Source organism: Rhodococcus mengyinensis, assembly GCF_048381435.1.
Taxonomy (GTDB): domain Bacteria; phylum Actinomycetota; class Actinomycetes; order Mycobacteriales; family Mycobacteriaceae; genus Rhodococcus_F; species Rhodococcus_F opacus_D.
Map to the genome: position 1 here is coordinate 21,569 of NZ_JBLWIT010000102.1, position 15,218 is coordinate 36,786.

The following is a 15,218-nucleotide window of genomic DNA, read 5'->3' on the forward strand; positions in this document are numbered from 1 at the left end:
CGGAAAGAGAGAACACCATGAACACCGACACGGCGACCCACTACCGCGGCGGCCGGATCTTCACCGCCGCCGAACCCGCCTGGGCCGAGTCGATGATCGTCGAGGGCGATCGCCTCACCTACGTCGGCGACACCGCGACCGCCGACACGCTGTCCGGCGACGCCCGCGTCGTCGAACTCGGCGGTGCCTTCGTCCTGCCCGGCTTCATCGACGCCCACACCCACCTGCTGATGATGGGCCAGGCCCTCCAGAAGGTGGACCTGCAGAGCGCCGCCGATCTGAACGACATCCAGGACCGCATCCGACGGTTCGCCGCCGAGAACCCGGACGCACCCCGGCTCCTGGGACGCAGCTGGCTGTTTTCGGCACTCGCCGGGCACCCGCCGACGCGGCAGATGATCGACGCCGCCGAGGCCGACCGTCCCGTGTACCTCGATTCCAACGATGTGCACTCGGCGTGGGTGAACACGGCCGCGCTCCGCGAACTCGGCATCGACGCGGACACCCCCGACCCGATCGGCGGCCGGATCGAGCGCGATCCCGTCACCGGCGAGGCCACCGGCATGCTCTACGAGACGGCGGTGACCCAGATCGTGTGGCCCGCCCTCGCGAAGCTGGTCAGCGACACCGAGCGGGACGTCGCCCTCGCGGCAGCCTTCGAGCAGTATCTGACGGACGGCGTCACCGGGGCGGTCGACATGGCGCTCGGCGCGGACGAGCTCGAGGCGCTCGAACGCACACTGGCCGCCGGCGGCGACACGCTGCCGCTCCGGGTGGCCGGGCACTGGCTGATCGAACGAACCGATTCAGACGAGGAGAACGTCCGCCAGGTGCACGAGGCGGTGGAGCACCAGAGACGACTGCAGGGTCCGTGGCTGCGGATGGCCGGGATCAAGATCATCATCGACGGCGTCATCGACAGCTGCACCGCGGCGATGAAGGAACCGTACTCGGACGGCACGAACGCCGAACCGATCTGGGATCTCGCCTCGCTGGCACCGGTGGTCGTCGCGGCGGATGCCGCCGGCCTCCAGGTGGCCCTGCACGCGATCGGCGACGAGGCGTCGGAGATCGCGCTTGCCGCGCTCGAACAGGCGATCGCCGCCAACGGGATTCGCCCGCGCCGGCACCGGATGGAGCACCTGGAGACGATCACGAAGGACAACGTGCAGCGGCTTGCGCGCCTCGGCGTCGTCGCGTCGATGCAGCCGGTCCATGCCGATCCGGCGATCCAGGACAATTGGCGGGCGATGCTGGGCGACCATCGGGTCGAGCGGGCGTTCCCGTGGCCCGAGATGACCGCCGCGGGCGCCGTCCTCGCGCTGGGGTCCGACGCCCCCACGGCGCCGCATCCCCCGCTGCCCAACATGTACATCGCGACGACGCGCAAGTCCGCGATCGATCCGGCGCTCGCACCGAACCTGCCCGAGTACGCACTGCCGATGGCGGACGCGCTCGCGCACGCCACCCGCGACGCCGCCTACTCGTGCCGCTGGGACGATCTCACCGGTCAACTGGTGGCGGGCAAGGCCGCCGACTTCGTGGTCCTCGACGGGGATCCGTTCACCGCGGGCGCCGATTCCCTGCTCACCGCGCGGGTGCAGCTGACCGTGGTGGCCGGCTCGGTGCGCCACGAGGCGGAGGTGGCAGGCAGCCACCCGGGGTAGCCGACCCGGTCAGTCCCGTTCGGCTGCGGCGTCTTCCGTGACGCCGCAGCCGATCTGTTCACAGAACCCCAGCATCGCCGTGCGCGCGGTCTCGACGGTGATGAGACTGTTTCCCCCGACGATGTGCAGCCCGTACGCGTCTTCGAGGGCCACCAGATTCATTGCCGCCTGGTCGATGTCGCCGCGCACGGCGAACTCCCCCGCCGCGTGCCCGTCGCCGAGGATGGCGCGGTACGTCGCGAGCTGCCGCAGATACATCTTCTGGACCAGTTCGTCGTGCAGCGCCGAAGTGCCTGTCATGAAATCGAATTCGTACAGCAGCCGCATCAGGGTGTCGTCGGGACCGCTCGGCAGCCCGGAGTCGATGGCCGCCCGCAGCTTGGCGGCGTACGACGACTGCGCGGCCACCGCCTCGTCGCGCAGGTCGCAATAGCGCTCGGTGCCCGCCCGGTGGGCCTCGACGAGAAGCGAATCCAGATCGTCGAAATAGTAGAGCAGCGCGCCGCGCGTCAGGCCCGCGCGTTTCGCGACATCGGTCAGGGACAGCGACCTGAGCCCGTGCGCGGATCCCGCCTGGAGTGTCGCCTCGATGAGCTCGGAACGCCGCTGTTTCTGAGTGTTCGGTCGCGCCATGCCGTTGACACTAGCCGACGTGATCTGTGACACTCGGCCCAGTTGTTTGACGGAACCGTCAAAAAACTATTTCGCCCCTCTTCCTCCCCGAACGGACAGCTCATGGACCAGACCGCCCGGCCACCCACCGCCACTCCCCCCGCCGCACCCGGCACCTACGAGGCTTCGCTCTCCCGGAGCATCGGCGTCGGCGGAAACATCCTGATCACCCTGTCGTCGATCTCGCCGGCGTCGAGCGTCTTCATCCTCGGCGGCTCGGCGCTCGCCCTGTTCGGCACCGGCGTGTTCTGGGCATTCCTCATCGCCGGCATCGTGAGCATTCTCATCGCCTTCTGCTACGCCGAACTCGCCTCCGCGTATCCCGTTGCCGGCGGCGACTACTCGCTCGTGTCGCGGGCACTCGGACCGGCCTTCGGCGTCGCCACGTTCTTCATCAGTCTCATCTCCCTGCCGCTGATCATCGCCGTCTTCGCCCTCGGGGTCGCCGACTACCTGGGCGTCGCGATCCACGGCCTGTCCCCGCAGCAGACCGCGCTCGTCGTGGTCGTGATCACCACCGTGACCGCATGTTTCGACATCCGCACCAACGCGTGGCTCACCGGGGTCTTCCTGGGCGTCGAGATGGCGGCGCTGGCTCTGCTCACCGTCCTCGGTTTCGTCCACATGGAACGGCCACTGACCAGCCTCCTCAGCCCGGAGGTTCTCGATCCGAGCACCGGCAACCTCGCACCACTGGCGATCTCCGGACTGATGCTGGCCGTCACCCAGGGGATCTTCGCGTACAACGGGTACGGCGGCGCCGTCTACTTCGCCGAGGAGACCAAAAACGCCGCCCGCTCGATCGCGAAGGCAGTGATCTGGAGCGCCGTCATCACCGTCGCCACCGAACTCGTCCCGCTCATCGCGATCCTGGTGGGCGCCCGCTCGCAGACCGAACTCTTCGGCTCCAGCCTTCCCGTCGAGGCATTCCTCACCGAACGCGCCGGTCACGCCGTCGCCATGGTGGTCCTGCTCTCGATCGCCCTCGCCGTGATCAACGCGATCATCGCGATCACGCTGCAGGCAGGCAGGCTTCTCTACGCCGCCGCTCGGGATCGCGCTCTCCCGGAGACCGTCTCCGCGCCGCTGCAGACCGTCAGCACCAAGGGCCGCGTCCCCGTCCTCGCCACCGTCGTGATGGGCGCCATCGCGTTCGCCGCGTGCTTCGTCCCGCTGGACGTCCTGCTCACCGCCACCGGGTCGACCCTGACGTTCACGTACCTGTTCATCGCGCTGGCCGCGATCAACCACCGCCGCGGCGGCACCACCCGAACCGGCTACCGCATGCCGTTGTGGCCGCTGGCCCCGGGAATCTGCATCGCCGCGCTCGGCCTCGTCTTCGTCGTCACACTGCTCGACCCGGAGCAGTGGCTCAGCCTCGGCATCTCCCTCGGACTCGTCACCGCCGGCTTCGTCTACTTCGCCCTGTACCTGCGACCACGCAAGAACACCCACCTGCTGTTGCTGAACGCCGCCCCCGAGGAGAACTGCTGATGCTCGACCTGCTTCTGACCAACGGCATCGTGCGAACGTTCGACACCACCGGCCGGGCCGAGGCCGTCGGCATCGCGGACGGCCACATCAGGTACGTCGGGACCACCGAGGACGCCCCCGCCGCCCGGCGCACCATCGACCTGCACGGCCGGTTGCTCACCCCCGGCATCATCGACAGCCACAACCACCTGCTCCTCGGATTCGATCCCGACGCCGTGAGCCTCGAAGGCGCACCCGACCTCACCGAGGTCCGGCGACGGATCGGCGCGCACGCGGCCGCCCGCCCCGACCTCGACTGGATCTGCGCCGAGAACGCCGTCTACTCCGTGGTGACCGGGCGCCGCCCGAACGCCGCCGACCTGCGCGGCCTCACGGACCGTCCGGTCTTCATCACCACCTACGACCAGCACTCGGTGTGGCTGAACGACGCCGCGCTGCGGGTCCTCGGAATCGACCGCGGCACCCACATTCCCTGGGGGCGGCCGGAATTCGATGATGACGGTGTCCCCACCGGCTGGGTCACGGACTTCTACACCAGCGCGATGACGCGGGCCGGTCTGGCCGGTCTGCAACGCGACATCCCGATGTACTCCCCCGACCGCCGCTTTCGGCGCATCACGTCCAGTCTGGAGATGGCGACCGCGAGCGGCATCACCACCGTCGTCGAACCTCAGGTACCGCTGGCCGAACTCGATCTGATGTACCGGGCCCGCGCCGAGGGACGGATGAACTCGCGGGTGATCACCGCCCTGTTCCACCCGGTCGGCGCCGACGCCGCGTTCCGCCGGGACCTGCGGGAGGCCGTCGACGGCGCACCCGTCGACGACATGCTCCGGCTCGGACCGGTGAAGCTGTACGCCGACGACGTGATCGAGCCGCATACCGCGGCCATGCTGTCCGACTACGCGAACCGGCCGGGGCACCGCGGCGCGCCCAGCCTGCCGCCGCAGGAGTTCACCGCGATGCTCACCGAACTCGACCGCCTCGGCTTCCAGACACACACCCACGCGACCGGCGACTGGGGTATTCGGCTGGCGCTCGACTCGATCGAGCACGCCGGCCGCGTGAACGGGACGGCCGACCGGCGGCACGGCATCGTCCACGTCGAATGCCTCCACCCCGAGGACCTTCCCCGGTTCCGGAAGCTCGGCGTGGTCGCGGCGATGCAGCCGCGGCACTGCTCGCCGGACCTCGTCGCGGGAACGTGGATGGAGAACGTCGGCGAGGACCGGTGGGACCGGGCGTGGCGGTTCCGCTCGCTCGCCGAGTCGGGGGCGGCGCTGGCGTTCTCCAGCGACTGGCAGGTCGGGGAGATGGATCCGCTCGTCGGCCTGTACTCCGCCCTCACCCGCTCGGGCCTGGACGGCCGGACCGACTGGACTCCGCGCGAACGGATGGACCTGGATTCGGCGTTGCGGGCGTACGCACGCGGCGGCGCGTGGGCGTGGCACGCCGAGGACGAGCTCGGAGTGATTCGTCCGGGTGCCCGCGCCGACCTGGTCGTCTGGTCGGCGGACCTCTACACGCTCGAGCCCGGGCAGCTGCTGGACCAGCGGGCCGACCTCACCCTCGTCGGCGGCGCGATCGTGCACGACGCCGCCTCCGCGCGCGCCGTTGCGGACGTGCCGTTCGCCGGCTCCGGCGCGGCCGGCCACACCTGCTCGCACGGGTGACGCCGGATTGGACAACTCGGCGCGGCGGGGGGCGCGTCTTTCACCATTTTGTCAGCTGCCCCTCGCTTGTGAGGCAGCGCACACTTGTTTTCAGACAACTCCGGACCCCGGTCGGACTGTTCGACCGACGGTCCATTCCGAACCACGAGTTTCGACCCACGAGTTTCGACCCCACGAGAGGAACCGGTACGAATGTCGATCGACGTACTCGAGAACTACATCAACGGTGAGTTCGTCGCCTCATCCGCGACAGAGACGCTGGACTTGATCAACCCCGTGGACGAGAGCGTCGTCGGGCGTGCGCCCGTCTCCACCAAGGCCGACGTGGACGCCGCCGTCGAGGCAGCCGAGCGGGCCTTCGTCTCGTGGGGCAAGACCACCCCGAGCGTGCGCCAGACCGCGTTGCTGAAGCTCGCCGACGCGATCGAGGCGCACAGCGACGAACTCGTCGAGGCGGAGTGCCGCAACACCGGGCAGCCCAAGCAGGTCATCGCCGACGAAGAGATCAAGGTGGGCGCCGATCAGCTCCGCTTCTTCGCGGGTGCGGCCCGGATGCTCGAAGGCAAGGCCGCCGGCGAGTACATGGACGGCTTCACGTCCTACGTGCGCCGCGAGCCGATCGGTGTCGTCGGTCAGGTCACCCCGTGGAACTACCCGTTCATGATGGCGCTGTGGAAGATCGGCCCCGCGCTCGCGGCAGGCAACACGATCGTGCTCAAGCCCAGCGACACCACCCCGAACAGCACGCTCGTCCTGGCCCGGCTGACCAAGGGGATCCTGCCGGACGGCGTCTTCAACGTCGTCCTCGGCAACGGTGAGACCGGCGCCACCCTCGTGGAGAACCCGGCCCTCGGACTGGTGTCGATCACCGGATCCGTTCGCGCCGGTATCGCCGTCGCGGTCTCCGCCGCACGCCAGCTCAAGCGCGCCCACCTCGAACTGGGCGGCAAGGCCCCCGCCATCGTCTTCGGTGACGTCGACATCGAGAAGACCGCGAGCGGCATCGCCGAGGCCGCCTTCTTCAACGGCGGCCAGGACTGCACCGCCGCCACCCGCGTCCTCGTCCACGAGTCCATCCACGACCAGCTCGTCGACGCACTCGTACGCAAGGCCGAGACGCTCAAGCCCGGCCTGCCGGACGACCCGGACACGTTCTACGGTCCGCTCAACAACGTCAACCACTTCAACGCGGTCAGTTCCAAGATCGCCGCGCTCCCCACCTCGGCCAAGATCGTCACCGGCGGAAAGCGTTCGGGAGAGCAGGGATTCTTCTTCGAACCCACCGTGATCACCGGCGTCGACCAGCGCGACGACATCGTGCAGGAGGAGACGTTCGGTCCCATCCTCACCGTGCAGAGCTTCTCCGACGAGAAGGAGGCCGTCACCCTCGCCAACGACGTCCGGTACGGTCTGGCGTCGAGTGTGTGGACCAACGATCACGGCGTCACGCAACGGCTCTCGGCCGCACTCGATTTCGGTGCCGTCTGGATCAACTGCCACATCCCGCTCGTCGCCGAGATGCCGCACGGCGGATTCAAGTACTCCGGCTACGGCAAGGACCTCTCCGGCTACGGCGTCGAGGACTACACCCGCATCAAGCACGTCATGAGCTCCAACGACTGACGTCGCCCACCCCCTACCCATCCACGTCACGACCCTGAGGACTGCACCATCATGAACGACATCCAGTACCGGCTGCCGCAGAAGCGCGCCCTGGTCACCGAGCTCCCCGGCCCGAAGTCGGCGGCCCTCACCGCACGCCGCCGCGCCACCGTGGCCGCGGGCGTCGGCTCCAGCGTCCCCGTGTACGCAGCGGATGCCGACGGTGGTGTGGTCGTCGACGTCGACGGCAACTCCCTGATCGACCTCGGCTCGGGAATCGCGGTCACCAGCGTGGGCGCGTCCGATCCGGCTGTCGTCGAGGCGGTCCGGGAGCAGGTCGGGCACTTCACCCACACCTGTTTCATGGTCACCCCGTACGAGGGCTATGTCCGCGTGGCGGAGGAGCTCGCCGCCCTCACCCCGGGCGACCACGAGAAGCGCACCGTCCTGTTCAACTCGGGCGCGGAGGCGGTGGAGAACGCGATCAAGGTCGCTCGCCTCGCCACCGGCCGCGACGCCGTCGTCGCGTTCGATCACGCCTACCACGGTCGGACGAACCTGACGATGGCCCTCACCGCCAAGTCGATGCCCTACAAGGCTCACTTCGGTCCGTTCGCGCCCGAGGTGTACCGGCTCCCCATGTCCTACCCCTACCGGGACCAGGACGGACTGACCGGCGAGCAGGCCGCCCAGCGCGCCATCAGCCAGATGGAGAAGCAGATCGGCGCCGATTCACTCGCGGCGATCATCATCGAACCGATCCAGGGCGAGGGCGGATTCATCGTTCCCGCCGAGGGATTCCTTCCCACCCTGGTGAACTGGGCCCGCGCCAACGGCGTCGTGTTCATCGCCGACGAGGTGCAGACCGGGTTCTCCCGCACCGGCGCCTGGTTCGCCTGCGAGCACGAGGAGATCGTCCCGGACATCATCACGATGGCCAAGGGCATGGCGGGCGGCATGCCGCTGTCCGCGATCACGGGCCGCGCCGAACTCCTCGACAAGGTGCACCCCGGCGGTCTGGGTGGCACGTACGGCGGCAACCCCGTCGCGTGTGCCGCCGCACTCGCCGCGATCGACAGCATGCGGAAGTTCGACCTGCCCGCTCGCGCACAGCACATCGGCGACCTGGCCCTGCCGCGGCTGAAGGCCCTGGCCGCCGACGTCGGCGTCATCGGTGACGTGCGTGGACGCGGCGCGATGCTCGCGATGGAGTTCGTCAAGCCCGGCACCGACGAGCCGGACGCCGAACTGACGAAGGCGATTGCCGCACATGCGCTCGAACAAGGTGTCATTCTGCTGACGTGCGGTACCTACGGAAACGTCATCCGACTGCTTCCGCCGCTGGTGATCAGCGACGACCTGCTCGACGACGCCCTGACCGTCATCGAGCAGATCGTGCGCTCGCTCGTCTGACCCGTGCGCCTTTTCGGTAGTCACCGCTACCGAAAAGGCGCACGAGCACGAAGTGCCCACCCCACGACCAGAGGAGACACCATGACCCGGACGACCACCGGCACGTTCCATCCTCTGGACCCGTTGGGGGCGGACGAATTCGCGAAGGCGGCGGCCGTCCTCGCCCGGGAACACGGGGTCGGGGACGGCTGGCGGTTCGCGTCGATCGAACTGGCCGAGCCGGCCAAGGCCGAGGTGTCGGCGTTCGACACGTTGGGCGCCGTCCCGGACCGCCGGGCCGTCGTCGTGTGCTTCGACCGCAGCAGCGGAGACACCTACAAGGCGCTCGTCTCGCTCACGGAAGACAACGTGGTCTCCTGGGAGCACATCCCGGACGTCCAGGCGAATTTCACCGTGGACGAATGGGAAGAGGCGGACGCCTTCCTCCGCGGGCACCCGGACGTGATCGCGGCGCTCGCGAAGCGCGGGATCACCGACATGAGCCTGGTGTTCATGGACGTGTGGACGTACGGCGACGCGGTGACCCCGGAAAAGTACAAGGGACGCCGGCTCGGCTGGTCGGACACCTGGGTGCGGGCGGCCGAGGGCGCCAACCCGTATGCGGGCCCGGTCAACGGTTTCCACTGCGTGATCGACGTCAACAAGATGGAACTGCTCGAGATCGAGGACACGTTCAGCGTCGAACGTCCCGAGGTCATGGGCGAGTACGTGCCCCGGCACATCCCGGAACGGATCCGCGACGCGAGCACCCGGCCGCCGTTGACACCGTTGGACATCGTCCAGCCGGAGGGACCGTCGTTCACGCTCGAGGGCAACAAGCTCGAGTGGCAGAACTGGTCGCTGCGGGTGGGGTTCAACTACCGCGAGGGCATGACCCTGCACGCGGTGACGTACAACGACAACGGCCGGGTGCGCTCGATCGCGAACCGGATGTCGTTCGCGGAGATGGCGGTGCCGTATCGCGACACCAGCACCGATCACTACCGCCGCACCGCCTTCGACATCGGCGAGTGGGGCATCGGGTTCATGACCACGTCGCTGACCCTGGGCTGCGACTGCCTCGGTGAGATCCGGTACCTCGACGCCGTCCTCCACGACAGCCACGGTGTGCCGTACACGATCGAGAACGCGATCTGTATCCACGAGGAGGACAACGCCGTCCTCTGGAAGCACGTCGACCACGACGCGGGCGCCGAGGTGCGCCGCATGCGGCGGCTGACGGTGTCGACACACGTGACGGTCGCGAACTACGAATATCTCGTGTACTGGCGGTTCTACCAGGACGGCAACATCGAGTGCGAGGTCCGCGCCACCGGGATCATGGTGGTCAGCCACTTCCCCGAAGGCGGGGAGCACCCCAGCGGGACGCTCGTCGACAACCGCACGTACGCGCCGTTCCACCAGCACTTCCTGGTCGCCCGCCTCGATCTCGACGTGGACGGCACCGAGAACACGGTGTACGCGACCGAGACCGAGGTGGTGCCGATGGGCCCGGACAACCCTCTGGGTCTGGCGCTGCGCCAGAAGAACACGCCGCTGCGCACCGAACACGAAGGCCGCCAGGACTTCGACTGGCAGAGCCAGCGGGCGTGGAAGGTGGTCAACGACAACACGACCACCGGGCTCGGCACCGCCCCCGCCTACAAGCTCGTTCCCGGCGGCGCGATACCGTCGATGTTCGACCCGGCGTCGCCGATCTTCCAGCGCACCGGTGCGATCGGCCACACCGTCTGGGTGACACCCAACTCACCCGACGAGCGCTGGCCTGCTGGGGAATTCGTGAACCAGAGCAAGGTCGATCACGGACTTCCCGCCTGGACCGAGGCAAACCGCCCGATCGAGAACACCGACGTGGTGCTCTGGTACACGTTCGGTATCCACCACATTCCCCGGCCGGAGGACTGGCCGATCATGCCTGCGGACACCGTGTCCTTCTGGCTGAAGCCGGCCGGATTCTTCGACCGCAACCCCGCCCTCGACGTCGCCCCCACCCCGGAGGCGTGCGATCACCACCATTCCCACCACGAGGACTCCGATGACTGATTTCGAACGGCTCCGCGCCACCCTGCCCACCGGTCTGTGGATCGACGGCGCCCAGACCGACCCGATCGACGGCGGCACGTTCCCGGTCTACGACCCGGCCACCGGAACCCTCATCGCCGACGTCGCCGATGCCGGCGGCAAGGACGCGATGCGCGCACTGGACTCCGCCGCGGCGGTCCAGGAGGAATGGGCGGCGACCGCGCCGCGGCAGCGGTCGATCATCCTGCGCTCGGCGTGGGAGAAGGTCATCGAGCGCACCGACGACCTCGCGCTGCTGATGACGATGGAGATGGGCAAGGCACTGCCGGAAAGCCGCGGCGAGGTGAACTACGGCGCCGAGTTCCTGCGCTGGTTCAGCGAGGAAGCCGTCCGCATCCAGGGCCGCTACACCACGTCACCGTCGGGCAGCGGACGGATCATGGTCACCAAGGTCCCGGTCGGACCCACCCTGGCCGTCACGCCGTGGAACTTCCCCCTCGCGATGGGCACCCGCAAGATCGGCCCCGCGCTCGCCGCCGGCTGCACGATCATCGTCAAGCCCGCCGAGGACACCCCGCTCACCATGCTGCTGCTCGCCGAGATCTTCGCCGAGGCAGGCCTGCCCGCCGGTGTTCTGTCGGTGCTGCCCGCGTCGAACGCCGCCGCCGTCACCGAACCACTGCTCGCGGATCCGCGGCTGCGGAAGGTGACGTTCACCGGATCCACCCGGGTCGGCAAGATCCTCATCGAGCAGTCCGCCCAGCAGGTTCTGCGCACCTCGATGGAACTCGGCGGCAACGCCCCGTTCGTGGTCTTCGACGACGCCGACATCGACGCCGCGGTCGAGGGCGCGATGGCCGCGAAGATGCGCAACGGCGGCGAGGCCTGCACCGCCGCCAACCGCCTGATCGTGGCCAACTCCGTGCGCGAGGAATTCACCACCAAGCTCACCGACCGGATCGCCGCACTCACCGTCGGACCGGGCAGCGAAGACGGCACCAACGTCGGCCCCCTCGTCAACGAGAAGCAGCGCCGCAACGTGGCGTCCCTCGTCGACGACGCCGTCGCCGCGGGCGCCCGGGTCCGCACCGGCGGCAAGTCCGTCGACGGTCCCGGCTACTTCTTCGAGCCCACCGTCCTCGACGAGGTGCCCGCGAACGCGCGCATCGTCCGCGAGGAGATCTTCGGACCCGTCGCCGCGATCACCGGTTTCGACACCGAGGCCGAGGGCGTCGCCGCCGCCAACGACACCGAATACGGTCTCGCCGCGTACATCTACACACAGAACGTCGACCGTGCGTTCCGCGTCGCCGACAAGCTCGAGAGCGGCATGGTCGGCGTCAACCGCGGAGTGATCTCCGACGTCGCCGCGCCGTTCGGTGGAGTCAAGCAGTCCGGACTCGGCAGCGAAGGCGGCACCGAAGGCATCGAGGAGTACCTCGAGACCAAGTACGTCGGCTTCGCGTAAACCACCCGCCCCGAGACAGATCGGAACCGTCACCATGCGTTTGGTCGTTGGATATCTCGCCACCCCCAGCGGGGAGGACGGTCTTGCCCTCGGGGCGCAGCTCGCCCGCAGTCTCGGCGCACAGCTCGACATCTGCATGGTGCTCCCGCCGGACCGCACGGTCCCGGCGAGAGTTCCGGCAGAAACCGGCTACGACGACATCCTCGCCTCCCGTGCCCAGCGCTGGCTGGACGAGGCGAAGTCGTCGGTGCCGAGCGACATCGACGTGGACGTCCACCTGAGCTTCCACGAATCGTTCGCGCAGGGTCTCATCGACGAGGTGTCCCGGCTGGGGGCGCAGGCGATCGTCGTCGGCGCCGCCGGGGACGGCCTGCTGGGGCGGCACTCCGTCGGCTCCGTGTCGACGGAACTGCTGCACTCGGCGCACGTTCCGCTGGCCCTCGCACCCCGCGGGGCGCGGCACTCCTCCGCGAAAAAGATCCGCGAGGTCACCTGCGCGCTCGGGACCCGGACCGGGGCCGACGTGCTGCTGCGGACGGCGGTGCGGACGTGCGAGCGGATGCAGACCCCGCTCCGCCTCGTCTCCCTCGTCGCACTCGACCCGCAGAACGACCTCCGCGATCACCGGGACACCCCCGACGACATCCGCGACCGGGCCGTCGCCCACGCGCAGAGCACCCTCGAAGCAGCGAAATCCGCTCTTCCCGAAGACTTTCCCGTGTCCGTCACGATCGCCGACGGATCCTCCGTGGAATCGGCGGTCCGCACACTCGACTGGCAGGACGGCGACCTCGTCATGGTCGGCTCCAGCCGGCTCGCCCAACCTCATCGACTGTTCCTGGGATCCACCGCGGCCAAGATGCTCCGCGTCCTGCCGGTGCCCATGGTGGTCGTCCCCAAGCAGGAGTTCCCCAACAGTGAGTAAACCGTCCGCGACACCCGCCCCGGATCCACGCTCGTTCCCGACCGGAGGTTCAGACATGACGAACAGCGAAGGCGCACCGCCGTCGGCCGACGGCGCCGTGAGCGCCAAGGGGCTGGCCACCGGCGCGGTCGGGACCTTCTCCGGGGCGATCCTCGGGATCTCCTCCGTGGCACCGGGTTACACGCTGACGGCCAGCATCGGACTGATCGTCGCGGCGGTCGGGTTGAAGATGCCCGCCATCTTCATCGCCGGCTTCATTCCCATGTTCCTCACGGCGTACGCCTACCGTGAGCTCAACTCCGAATCACCCGACTGCGGTGCGTCGTTCACCTGGTCGACCAAGGCGTTCGGTCCGTACGTCGGCTGGATGTGCGGCTGGGGCATGGTGATCGCCACGATCATCGTCCTCTCGAACCTCGCGGCCATCGCGGTCCAGTTCTTCTATCTGTTCATCGCGAAACTGTTCGACGCCCCGAGCATCGCCGACCTCCCCGGCAACAAATTCGTGAACGTCGGGACGACGCTCGTGTTCATCGCCCTGGCCACCTGGATCGCCAGCCGCGGCATCACCACCAGCGAGCGCCTGCAGGTCGCGCTCGTCGGCTTCCAGATGGTGCTGCTCATCGCCTTCGCGGTGGTGGCACTGGTTCACGTCGGCAACGGGTCCGCCCCCGCCGGGCTCTCGTTCGACCTGAGCTGGTTCAACCCGTTCACGGGACTGGCCCTCGGTGCGTTCGTGATCGGCCTGACGGGTTCGATTTTCGCGTTCTGGGGCTGGGACACCTGCCTGACACTGGGCGAGGAGTCGAAGAACCCGAAGAAGACCCCCGGTCGCGCCGGACTGCTGTGCGTCGCGACGATCCTGCTGACCTACCTGCTCGTGTCGGTCGCGGCGATGATGTATGCGGGCGTCGGCGAGGACGGTCTCGGCCTCGGCAACCCGGACAACTCCGAGAACATCTTCGGCGCCCTCGCCGATCCGGTTCTCGGCAACTGGGGCGGCATGCTGCTGTTCCTCGCCGTGTTCGTCTCCTCGGTCGCGAGCCTGCAGACCACGTTCCTGCCCGCCGCGCGCACGATGCTGGCCATGGGCGCCTACGGCGCGTTCCCGAAGAAGCTCGCCGAGGTGTCGCCGCGATTCCTGGTGCCGTCCTACGCGACCGTCGTCGCCGGTGTGGTGACCGCGGTCTTCTACACCGTCGTCACGTTCCTGTCCGAGCGCACGCTGCTCGACACGATCGCCGCGCTGGGCATCATGATCTGCTGGTACTACGGCATCACCGCGTTCGCCTGCGTCTGGTACTTCCGGGGCCGGTTGTTCACGAGCGTGCGCAACGCCGTCTTCCGGTTCGCGTTCCCCCTGCTCGGCGGGCTGATGCTGTTCGCCGTGTTCGTTATCTCGATCGACGAGAGCATGGACCCGGAGAACGCGAGCGGTGCGTCCATCGGCGGAATCGGCCTCGTCTTCTTCCTCGGCTTCGGCATCCTCCTGCTCGGCGCCGTGCTGATGATGGTCATGCGCTTCCGCAGCCCCGCCTTTTTCCGCGGCGAGACCCTCAACCGCGACACGTCCGCGTTGCGGGACGAGGGCGATCTCACGGCTCGATCGGAGCCTGCGCCACCAAGCCCGCGATAAGCGTCCGCAGCCCGAACTCGAATGCTGCATCCGCCCGTCCGGGGTTCGGCCCGGACGTGGCGAGGGCTGCCAGCATGGCCTCGTTCGCCTCCGGCGCCGTCGCCCAGACCACTTCGGGTGCGGCGAGGTCCAGCGCCGACCCCAGCACGAAGCTGTCGACCGTCGTGATGGCGTGCAGAATCTCCTCGGGCGTGAAGCCGCCGTCCGAGAATGCCTGCGCCAGCGCGTTGTACAGCCCGAACGCCACACCGGACTGCACTGTGTGCGCGGTGAACAGAGGAATCAGCCGAGGATGCTCGGCGTAATTGCGCCGATACTCGCGCGCCAGGCCGGCCACCGTCTCGCTCCACTTGCCGTCGGGGTCCGCCACCACGATGCCCGCCATCATGCGGGCACGCATCAGTTCGATGATCTCCGCCCTCCCGGACACGTGGTTGTACAGCGAGGAGGGCCGCACCTTCAGCCGTTCGGCGAGACCCGGCATCGTGAAGTCACCGGTGAGGTCCACCATGCGCATGGCAGCTTCGGTGATGATCTCCGGCGACAGCAGTCGCTGTGATGGCCGTGGCATGGGTGCCCTCCTGGTCGGTGTGTGTCACCGGCGACCAGGGTGGATACCGAAGGAATCGAATTCGTCACGCCCCAC

11 protein-coding genes are annotated in these 15,218 nt (G+C 68.4%); 9 read left to right on the forward strand and 2 right to left on the reverse strand.

Features of this window, described 5'->3' with window-relative positions:
• Positions 1-17: 17 nt before the first annotated feature.
• Positions 18-1,667: an amidohydrolase gene (locus tag ACNJ7E_RS20110; RefSeq protein WP_418340816.1), complete on the forward strand. Its 1,650-nt coding sequence runs from the start codon at positions 18-20 to the stop codon at positions 1,665-1,667.
• Positions 1,668-1,676: 9 nt separating this feature from the next.
• Here ACNJ7E_RS20110 and ACNJ7E_RS20115 read toward each other — a convergent pair whose 3' ends face one another.
• Complete coding sequence (locus tag ACNJ7E_RS20115; RefSeq protein WP_418340817.1) at positions 1,677-2,300, reverse strand: TetR/AcrR family transcriptional regulator; 624 nt, start codon at positions 2,298-2,300, stop codon at positions 1,677-1,679.
• Between the two features lie 102 nt (positions 2,301-2,402).
• Between ACNJ7E_RS20115 and ACNJ7E_RS20120 the strand changes: the two genes are divergently transcribed.
• The 8 genes from ACNJ7E_RS20120 to ACNJ7E_RS20155 all read left to right on the forward strand — a co-directional run bounded on the left by ACNJ7E_RS20120 (position 2,403) and on the right by ACNJ7E_RS20155 (position 14,572).
• Positions 2,403-3,833, forward strand: coding sequence for an APC family permease (locus tag ACNJ7E_RS20120; protein ID WP_418340818.1), 1,431 nt, complete (start codon positions 2,403-2,405; stop codon positions 3,831-3,833).
• On the forward strand, positions 3,833-5,506 hold the full coding sequence (locus ACNJ7E_RS20125) for an amidohydrolase (RefSeq protein WP_418340819.1): 1,674 nt from the start codon (positions 3,833-3,835) through the stop codon (positions 5,504-5,506). Before ACNJ7E_RS20120 ends, ACNJ7E_RS20125 begins: the two co-directional genes overlap by 1 nt.
• 192 nt (positions 5,507-5,698) lie before the next feature.
• Complete coding sequence (locus ACNJ7E_RS20130; protein WP_011597753.1) at positions 5,699-7,129, forward strand: gamma-aminobutyraldehyde dehydrogenase; 1,431 nt, start codon at positions 5,699-5,701, stop codon at positions 7,127-7,129.
• A gap of 51 nt (positions 7,130-7,180) precedes the next feature.
• Complete coding sequence (gene gabT / locus ACNJ7E_RS20135; protein WP_418340820.1) at positions 7,181-8,521, forward strand: 4-aminobutyrate--2-oxoglutarate transaminase; 1,341 nt, start codon at positions 7,181-7,183, stop codon at positions 8,519-8,521.
• Between the two features lie 81 nt (positions 8,522-8,602).
• Positions 8,603-10,564, forward strand: a complete 1,962-nt coding sequence (locus ACNJ7E_RS20140; RefSeq protein ID WP_418340821.1) for a primary-amine oxidase — start codon at positions 8,603-8,605, stop codon at positions 10,562-10,564.
• Positions 10,557-12,011, forward strand: coding sequence for an NAD-dependent succinate-semialdehyde dehydrogenase (locus ACNJ7E_RS20145; protein ID WP_005249484.1), 1,455 nt, complete (start codon positions 10,557-10,559; stop codon positions 12,009-12,011). The genes ACNJ7E_RS20140 and ACNJ7E_RS20145 overlap by 8 nt, the downstream gene beginning before the upstream one ends.
• Before the next feature lie 34 nt (positions 12,012-12,045).
• Positions 12,046-12,936, forward strand: a complete 891-nt coding sequence (locus ACNJ7E_RS20150) for a universal stress protein (protein WP_280784098.1) — start codon at positions 12,046-12,048, stop codon at positions 12,934-12,936.
• A 55-nt stretch (positions 12,937-12,991) separates the two neighbouring features.
• A complete protein-coding gene (locus tag ACNJ7E_RS20155) occupies positions 12,992-14,572 on the forward strand; it encodes an APC family permease (RefSeq protein ID WP_280784099.1) in 1,581 nt (526 codons plus the stop codon).
• Here ACNJ7E_RS20155 and ACNJ7E_RS20160 read toward each other — a convergent pair.
• On the reverse strand, positions 14,532-15,143 hold the full coding sequence (locus ACNJ7E_RS20160; protein ID WP_005238594.1) for a TetR/AcrR family transcriptional regulator: 612 nt from the start codon (positions 15,141-15,143) through the stop codon (positions 14,532-14,534). The genes ACNJ7E_RS20155 and ACNJ7E_RS20160 overlap by 41 nt on opposite strands.
• Positions 15,144-15,218: the final 75 nt, after the last annotated feature.

Bases quoted from the DNA above. Each gene is read 5' to 3' on its own strand.
- ACNJ7E_RS20130 (WP_011597753.1), top strand. From the start codon at position 5,699: ATGTCGATCGACGTACTCGAGAACTACATCAACGGTGAGTTCGTCGCC.
- gabT (WP_418340820.1), top strand. From the start codon at position 7,181: ATGAACGACATCCAGTACCGGCTGCCGCAGAAGCGCGCCCTGGTCACC.
- ACNJ7E_RS20115 (WP_418340817.1), bottom strand. From the start codon at position 2,300: ATGGCGCGACCGAACACTCAGAAACAGCGGCGTTCCGAGCTCATCGAG.
- ACNJ7E_RS20160 (WP_005238594.1), bottom strand. From the start codon at position 15,143: ATGCCACGGCCATCACAGCGACTGCTGTCGCCGGAGATCATCACCGAA.
- ACNJ7E_RS20155 (WP_280784099.1), top strand. From the start codon at position 12,992: ATGACGAACAGCGAAGGCGCACCGCCGTCGGCCGACGGCGCCGTGAGC.
- ACNJ7E_RS20145 (WP_005249484.1), top strand. From the start codon at position 10,557: ATGACTGATTTCGAACGGCTCCGCGCCACCCTGCCCACCGGTCTGTGG.
- ACNJ7E_RS20120 (WP_418340818.1), top strand. From the start codon at position 2,403: ATGGACCAGACCGCCCGGCCACCCACCGCCACTCCCCCCGCCGCACCC.
- ACNJ7E_RS20150 (WP_280784098.1), top strand. From the start codon at position 12,046: ATGCGTTTGGTCGTTGGATATCTCGCCACCCCCAGCGGGGAGGACGGT.
- ACNJ7E_RS20110 (WP_418340816.1), top strand. From the start codon at position 18: ATGAACACCGACACGGCGACCCACTACCGCGGCGGCCGGATCTTCACC.
- ACNJ7E_RS20125 (WP_418340819.1), top strand. From the start codon at position 3,833: ATGCTCGACCTGCTTCTGACCAACGGCATCGTGCGAACGTTCGACACC.
- ACNJ7E_RS20140 (WP_418340821.1), top strand. From the start codon at position 8,603: ATGACCCGGACGACCACCGGCACGTTCCATCCTCTGGACCCGTTGGGG.